The 5,810-nt window shown below is 36.8% G+C and carries 7 protein-coding genes; 3 read left to right on the forward strand and 4 right to left on the reverse strand.

Annotated elements, in window-relative coordinates:
• Positions 1–170: 170 nt before the first annotated feature.
• Together AC5KOD_RS03190 and clpP are read right to left on the reverse strand one after the other, a co-directional pair.
• Positions 171–695, reverse strand: coding sequence for a thioredoxin domain-containing protein (locus AC5KOD_RS03190; RefSeq protein ID WP_496913091.1), 525 nt, complete (start codon positions 693–695; stop codon positions 171–173).
• Positions 696–841: 146 nt separating this feature from the next.
• Positions 842–1,435, reverse strand: a complete 594-nt coding sequence (clpP, locus tag AC5KOD_RS03195) for an ATP-dependent Clp endopeptidase proteolytic subunit ClpP (protein WP_496913092.1) — start codon at positions 1,433–1,435, stop codon at positions 842–844.
• A 192-nt stretch (positions 1,436–1,627) separates the two neighbouring features.
• On the opposite strand from clpP, the gene AC5KOD_RS03200 reads away from it, so the two are divergent.
• Positions 1,628–2,140, forward strand: a complete 513-nt coding sequence (locus AC5KOD_RS03200; RefSeq protein ID WP_496913093.1) for a hypothetical protein — start codon at positions 1,628–1,630, stop codon at positions 2,138–2,140.
• Between the two features lie 52 nt (positions 2,141–2,192).
• Here AC5KOD_RS03200 and AC5KOD_RS03205 read toward each other — a convergent pair whose 3' ends face one another.
• Both AC5KOD_RS03205 and AC5KOD_RS03210 read right to left on the reverse strand, forming a co-directional pair.
• Positions 2,193–3,194 carry a DUF7309 domain-containing protein gene (locus AC5KOD_RS03205; RefSeq protein WP_496913094.1) on the reverse strand — a complete coding sequence of 334 codons (1,002 nt, stop codon included), beginning with the start codon at positions 3,192–3,194 and terminating at the stop codon, positions 2,193–2,195.
• 135 nt (positions 3,195–3,329) lie between these two features.
• Positions 3,330–3,890 carry a TetR/AcrR family transcriptional regulator gene (locus AC5KOD_RS03210; protein ID WP_496913095.1) on the reverse strand — a complete coding sequence of 187 codons (561 nt, stop codon included), beginning with the start codon at positions 3,888–3,890 and terminating at the stop codon, positions 3,330–3,332.
• A 151-nt stretch (positions 3,891–4,041) separates the two neighbouring features.
• Between AC5KOD_RS03210 and AC5KOD_RS03215 the strand changes: the two genes are divergently transcribed.
• Both AC5KOD_RS03215 and AC5KOD_RS03220 read left to right on the forward strand, forming a co-directional pair.
• On the forward strand, positions 4,042–4,728 hold the full coding sequence (locus AC5KOD_RS03215; RefSeq protein ID WP_496913096.1) for a class I SAM-dependent methyltransferase: 687 nt from the start codon (positions 4,042–4,044) through the stop codon (positions 4,726–4,728).
• Positions 4,729–4,940: 212 nt separating this feature from the next.
• Entirely contained in the window at positions 4,941–5,669 is a 729-nt protein-coding gene (locus tag AC5KOD_RS03220; RefSeq protein WP_496913097.1) for a GntR family transcriptional regulator, read from the forward strand.
• The last annotated feature ends 141 nt before the right edge of the window (positions 5,670–5,810 follow it).

Below are 5,810 nucleotides of genomic sequence, written 5' to 3' on the forward strand. Positions count from 1 at the left end.
TAAGGGCTAAAGCCCAAAGAATGATGGCTTGCAACTTTAGTTGCTTAGAAGTTTAGGACAACGAAGCGTAGCGTAGTAAAACGTAGTGAGCAGACTTTTGGAGCGCGTTTGTCACATAACATACGTGAAAATAACGAGGGCGAGACTTTTGTCTCACCCTCGTTATTTTCTTAAGCTTCATCAAGAATGGCTTTAAAAGCATCCTGACTAATTTTTTGGTCGAAGATATGCTCACCTACAACCATGGTCGGAACAAAAAATATTTGAGCGTTATTTGCTTCATCAATAATAGCTTGCGTAGCAACTGGATCATCTGCCAAAGTTAGGCCAAGTGTTGTTTCGGCATAGCGGGCAATTTCCTCATGATTCTCGATATTTCCCCAATCATCTTGTGTGCGGTAGATGCTGCTGATAATCTCAAGGGTGTTTGCTTGTCCTGCTTTAGGGACATATTTGTGCATCACATTACCTTTTGCAAGGCTAGGCTTGGTTTTATCAAATAATTTGATAATTCGCTGAACTTTTCCTTTGGCAACGTAATCAGCAAAGGTTGCTTCTGAGTCTTCAAACCATTGACGACAATAAGGGCAACGGAGGTTGATAAATTCTAACACCTTGACAGGTGCTTGATCATCGCCAATTTTTATACCGGTTGTTGTGTTTGTTTGTGTTACATCCATGTTACTAGTATCCAAAAATGTCACGTCCTTTATTAGTTATCTACCTTTCATTATAGCGTTACTTGTTCATATGTAACAGTATTTTGTTTGTAGTACCTAAAACTGGTTAAGAAAAAAGATGAGACAACAGTAAGTTTTACTCTTGTCTCATCTTTGTATTGTTATTTTAATGATTTGCTATTGACCATTACTTCGTCGATTAAGCCGTATTCTTTTGCTTGTTCAGCTGACATAAAATTATCACGATCGGTATCTTTTTCGATAATTTCAATTGGTTGACCTGTACGTTCAGCCAAGATTGTGTTCAGGCGTTCGCGTGTATTTAAAATATGACGAGCAGCAATTTCAATTTCAGTTGCTTGTCCTTGAGCCCCGCCTAAAGGTTGGTGAATCATAATTTCAGCATTTGGTAAGGCAAAACGTTTGCCTTTTGTACCTGCTGTCAATAGGAAACTACCCATAGAAGCAGCCATACCCAAAACGATGGTTTGAACATCTGCTTTAACAAAGTTCATTGTATCGTAGATGGCTAAACCAGCAGAGACGCTACCACCTGGAGAATTGATGTAGATGAAGATATCTTTTTCAGAATCTTGTGCATCCAAAAATAGTAACTGTGCAATGACGGCATTTGAGACGTTGTCGTCAATAGGCCCACTTAACATAATAATTCTATCTTTTAATAAGCGTGAGTAAATATCATACGCTCTTTCACCGCGTGATGATTGTTCAATGACTGTTGGAATTAAATTCATTTTTTTTCCTCCTATACATTACGTTTAAAACGAATTTTCTCTACTATTCTAACACAAAAGGTTAGCTAGTGACTAGTTAAAGTATATCTAATTGGTCAAAAAAGGTCAATAAATTTGACTGATAAACAATAGCAGATATTTTTTATTAGTCATGTTATAATAGTTAAGAATTTAGAAATGAGGGGGATGTCTGTGACTTCAGTCATTGGGGCTCTTGTAGGAGTCGTTATTGGTGCATTAATTGCGTTGCTTGGAACAAATATGAACAACCGCTATGTGATTAAACAAATGGATCGGCGGGAACAATTACATGAAAAAATGAAAGAAATTGACATGTTAATTTTACTCAACAAAAAAATTAATGAAATGTTGCAAAAACGTGATGTGGCATTGGAGAGTGCGGCAGAAATTGATGAGTTTCAAAGCTTTGATAGCTTTGATGACTGTATGATTACAATTGATGATTACATTTATTTACAATCATTTTGTGCGCAAAATCATTATTATTTGCCAACTTTTATGGTGGAGGAGTTCTTTAAAAATATTAGTCATCGTAAAATTATCCTAGACCCTCAGCAAGTAAGGCGTCTTGGGGCATATACGTATAAAGGTGGTCGTCTTATTTTAGAAGAGTTTTCTGATGAGATTAACCGAGTTGTTCAGGATCGCAAAATTGAGTTGAAGCAAATTCGTGGTAATTTATAAAAACAGCCGAGAACTGATTTATCAGTTCCCAGCTGTTTTTTTGCGATGTCAATCAATATAATTCCTCAATTTTTTCAGGAACCACTTCTAGCGTTATATCATAGGTTAGAGTGACGTCAGTTTGGTTACATAAGTCTATCAGGCAATAATAAACATCATCGGTATTGACAACAATTTGTTTAGGTCGCCCATATGTCTGGAAATAATCGATAACTGAATCGAGGATCAGATCAGTTTGATCCGTTTCAGGAGAACTCACTCGATTAGAGAAAAGTTGCTTAGTCGTTTGATCTACCACCAAACAGACCAAAGGAAACGAGCCACGGCTATGTTTATCTTCTTTGACAAGTGTATCCAGAAAAAAAGCGGCGACTTCAATAGTCTTTTGCGATTGCGGACCTTCATTAAAGGCGTTAATCATAGGCGTGTCTGTAATTGGGACTTCGTCAGCTAAATTGACTTCAATGGGCATATCGAGAGGGGCAACTTTTTGTTTCCAAGATTTTGTCAGCGCATCGTAGTACGTGACTAAGGTTTCACCTTCTTGAAAATTGATGTTGAATTTACCAGCCTGTAAATTGATTAGGGCATCGTATAGAAATGAGAGGCAGCGAGTTAAGAATCTGACCTCACGTCTTGCTGTTTGCCAAGGCTCTTTTCCACGATCTAGTGTGGCGAAGTACAGCCAATTTCTCTTGCCTTTAAATTTATAGTCTAATTCTTTAATGACAGCGTAACTAGCTTGAGGTACATCTTTTCGGGAACCGTAAAGTGCGAACAGGCCACTTTGTTCTGCTAAGGAGCTAGAATAGGGATTGACGCGGTCTTCAAGTATGCGGAGCATAGAGTCAATCGCAGGAAGGCTAGAATAAACTCCAATGGCACTGAAATCTTCTCCTTCATCAATCAAATTGAGGTAAATAGGGAACTTATGAGTCGGCATTGAAATCACAAAAAGATTGTGATCAGAAAGGTAAGTCCAAGGCTCAAGTTGCTTAATTTTTAGCCCAATATCATACAAGGCTCCCCATTCCTGTTGTTCTTTATTTTCCATATTACTGCACCTCAAAAGATAGATTTGTTGAGTATAGTTTAACACAGAAACGGGGCTGATATTGAAAAATGGCTAAACTATTATAAAAATCCTCCTAACTGAACAAGCTAACTTTTACGCAGATTAGAAAACTCACTAGTTAGCTAAAATCCCTTCAAGAATTAGCGTTGTAATGGAAGGGAGATCGGCTTCTGTCACATCGTTACTTGTATTAATGGCGGCTAATACGGCTAAAATTGCGTGTTTGCTAATAGTGTTTTTTATCGCGTGAGTGGCAATGCCATAGTCGATAAATTCTTCATAAATTAAGTTCTTTTGTTTAATTATTTTAGTGACAATTAACTCTATATACTTACTTTTTTTCGCCATCTCAGCGACAATAATTGCTTCTAAATCACTATTTATTTCATTTTGACAGAGGGTGATGGCTTTTAAAAATTTTTCACGAAAACTACCAGATTCGGTCAGTATAACTCGTGCGTCTTCGATCATGTAGGCCATGGTGTATTCGATACAGCGTTCTAACAAGCCCTCTTTGGTATCAAAATATTTAAAGAGGCTGACCTTTGAGACCTTGGCCTTTTCAGCAATGGTTTCAATAGTGACATTAGAGTACCCCTCTTGACTAAACAATTGCAAAGCTGTTTTTATAATGGTTTCTTTTTTGTCATTTGTTCTTATTTCAAATTTATTCATATTTTCACCTCATGGACAGTATATCACGGGAATGAACTTTTTTGAAGTTAAGTTCAAAAGTTGTTGACAATGACTCAAATTAACTTTATAGTTTTGTTATGAACTTTAATTGAAAAAAGTTCATAAAATTATTTGGAAGAGGCAAAGCAGAATGGGAAAATTATCTTTGAAAAAGTGGCAAGCAATTGTTATAAGTCTGAGTTTAATAGGAGGGATTGCGGTGAAATCAACGTACGATTATTTACTTAAACAAGTCAAGCATCCAACAGGTATTATTGGGTATTCGTTGACTAAAATTTGGAATTCGACATTTGATAAAATGACTAATTGGGGATTAGCTGATAGTCAGATTAACAATACGGATCGCCTATTGGATGTGGGGTGTGGTGGTGGCGAAACAGTCGCAAAATTATCTCAGCAGCTCACTACTGGCAAAGTGTACGGTGTTGATATTTCTGCTGAGGCTATCAAATCAACCAGAGAAACTGCTAAAAAGGGGATTCAAGCAGGGCGGGTTGTATTAGTGGTCGCCGATGTTGCTCACTTACCTTATCCAGATAATTTTTTTCAACTGGTAACAGCTGTTCAGACTCATATGTATTGGGAAGATGTAAAAGTTGGGTTGGCGGAGATTTATCGAGTGATGAGTTCGAATTCAGTACTGGTGCTTATCACTGAAAAAGATAAAATCGACTATCACATGACGGACTATAAGGATAAGAAAGACTTTTTGGAGTTGTTAAAAGTAACGGGTTTTAGACGTAGTGAGGTAAAAGAGCAACAGAATTGGATCAGGTATTATTGTTATAAAGATGAAAGTGAGAAGACAGATGACTGAGAAAAAATTGTGGAATCGGAACTTTGTGCTAGTGCTTTTTGGGCAATTATTCTCTGTAGCTGCGAATGTCATCCTTCAATTTGAAGAAGTGCTTCTTGATTAGTTAACAACGACATGGAGAGCGGCTAATTTTTCCTTCTTAATAGTTCACTTTAGTCTCCTATGATATAATGGTTAGTTGATATGATGTTATAACAAAGGTGGTTAGTAAAGTGTCAATAAGAAGTGACAGCGAGTTGCCGTTATACGCTCAGATTGCTAAGGAATTAAGAGCGAATATTCAGACGGAAAAATGGTTAGAGGGAGACCGAATCCCAACTGAGTTAGAATTATGTGACATATACCATGTCAGCCGAATTACCATTCGCAAAGCAATAGAAGAATTAGTCAGAGAAAATTTGCTTTATCGAGAGCGATCGAAAGGGACATTTGTTCAAAAGATGGTAGTGGATGCTAATCAACATTCAACAATCGTCAAAAGTTTTACCAAAGAGTTACAGGAGCGAGGGAAGTTGGCACTAACGGTTTCTGCTACGATTGAGGTGACTTATGCTGATAAGCGCCTTGCTAAGTTCATGAATATTAATGTTGGTGATAAACTATTAGTATTGAAGCGCACTAGAGGAGACGAGCAGTCAATCTTTGCTTATTTTGTTACATATTTTTCCTTTAATAAAGAATACTCTTTGGATTTTCGAAAATATAAAGAGTCATTTTATGAGTATTTAAAGGAGTTTGGAATAGCTGTTAATGAGGAAAGAGAATATGTTGAGGCAGTTAAGCCTAATCTGGCTATTCAAAAGGCACTGAAAATTAAAGCTGATGAAGCGGTTTTAAAGAGAGTTCGTTTTACTCAGGACAAGTCCTCCAATTTTTATGAGTATAGTGAATGTTATTACATTGGAAACAAGTACCGCTATTATCTGGATTTTTCTAGTTAATAATTAGGACATAAGAGGGTGGGACAAAACTCTCTTAAAACAGAAAAATATCTTGGTGACAATCAGAATAACTGATAATCGCCAAGATATTTTGTGTGCATTGAGTAGATTAGGCCAATTTATGACCAATTTTTTCAAGTT

Source organism: Vagococcus sp. WN80Y, from assembly GCF_059621045.1.

Excerpts from the sequence above, each read along its gene's own strand:
- AC5KOD_RS03205 (WP_496913094.1), bottom strand. The coding sequence starts at position 3,194 with ATGGAAAATAAAGAACAACAGGAATGGGGAGCCTTGTATGATATTGGG.
- AC5KOD_RS03215 (WP_496913096.1), top strand. The coding sequence starts at position 4,042 with ATGGGAAAATTATCTTTGAAAAAGTGGCAAGCAATTGTTATAAGTCTG.
- clpP (WP_496913092.1), bottom strand. The coding sequence starts at position 1,435 with ATGAATTTAATTCCAACAGTCATTGAACAATCATCACGCGGTGAAAGA.
- AC5KOD_RS03210 (WP_496913095.1), bottom strand. The coding sequence starts at position 3,890 with ATGAATAAATTTGAAATAAGAACAAATGACAAAAAAGAAACCATTATA.